Origin of the sequence: Duganella alba (assembly GCF_009674495.1) — a bacterium.
In the GTDB taxonomy this organism is placed as follows: domain Bacteria; phylum Pseudomonadota; class Gammaproteobacteria; order Burkholderiales; family Burkholderiaceae_D; genus Rugamonas; species Rugamonas alba.
In genome coordinates this window covers 1-1,064 of the sequence record NZ_WKJN01000089.1, presented here as the reverse complement: position 1 = coordinate 1,064, position 1,064 = coordinate 1, and the positions used below count along the sequence as shown (strand labels likewise).

The 1,064-nt window shown below is 71.4% G+C and carries 1 protein-coding gene; it reads left to right on the top strand.

Annotated elements, in window-relative coordinates:
• A partial coding sequence (locus GJ695_RS29365; RefSeq protein WP_208024212.1) for an FUSC family protein occupies window positions 1-1,064 on the top strand: 1,064 nt, incomplete at both ends.

Below are 1,064 nucleotides of genomic sequence, written 5' to 3'. Positions count from 1 at the left end.
CAGGCGCACGGCGCGGCCGGCGCGTTTGAAGCGGCGGTGCCGCAGCTGGCCGCCGCCATCGCCGATGCGCGCGATGCGCTGGCCTTGTCCGAGATCGACAGCAGCGTGGACGACGCGCTGCGCTGGCGCATGGACTTCGACACCGCGGTCGAACTGCTGGCGCGCTTCGCCACCGACATCATCGCCTTCGCCAGCGTGTACGACGGCCTGGCGCAACGGCGCCGCATGCAGGCCAGCGAGCCGCGCGCCTATGCGCCGAAAACGCCGCCGGGCATCGTCGCCGCCAACGGCCTGCGCGCCGCGCTGATGCTGCTGGCCGCCGCCGGCATCTGGTACTGGCTGGAGCTGCCGTCGCTGTCGAGCATGGTCGTGATGGGGGCCATCTTCGGCGCGCTGGCGTCCTCGTCGCCGCGCCCGCGGCAGATGCTGAAGCAGGTGATGAGCGGCTTCCTGCTGGCGGTGCCGCTGTGCTTTGTCACCGTGTTCTACCTGATGGTGCAGGCCATCGACTATCCGACGCTGGTGCTGGCGACGATGCCGCTGATGGCGTTCAGCGCCTGGCTGATCAGCAATCCGCAGCGCGCCGGCATGGGCGTCGGCATGGCCATGTTCAGCAGCATCTTCCTGGCGCCGACCAGCCGCATGGCCTTCGACGCCGTCAATTACTTCAACGTCGCGCTGGCGCAGCTGATGGGCGTGGGCCTGGCCTACGTGGCCTTCCTGGCGTTGCTGCCGGAGCACACCATGGGCAACCGCAAGCACGTGGCCGCGGCCCTGTGGCGCGAAGCGCTGGGCGCCTGCACCGCGCGCCTGCCGGCGGCCAGCCTGCACGCCGCGCGCGGCCTGCGGCATCGCTTCGACAACCGCGTGCGCGACCTGCTGAGTCAATTGAATGCGGCGGCCGGTCCGACGCCGAACGCGGAAACCCGCGCCGTGGTGCGCGACGGCCTGACCTTGCTGGAACTGGGCCATGCCACCATCGAGCTGCGCGCCGTGCTGGCGACCTCGCCGTCGCCGGCGGTGCGCGACGCGCTGCAGCGCGTGCTGGTGGCGCTGGCCGCGCA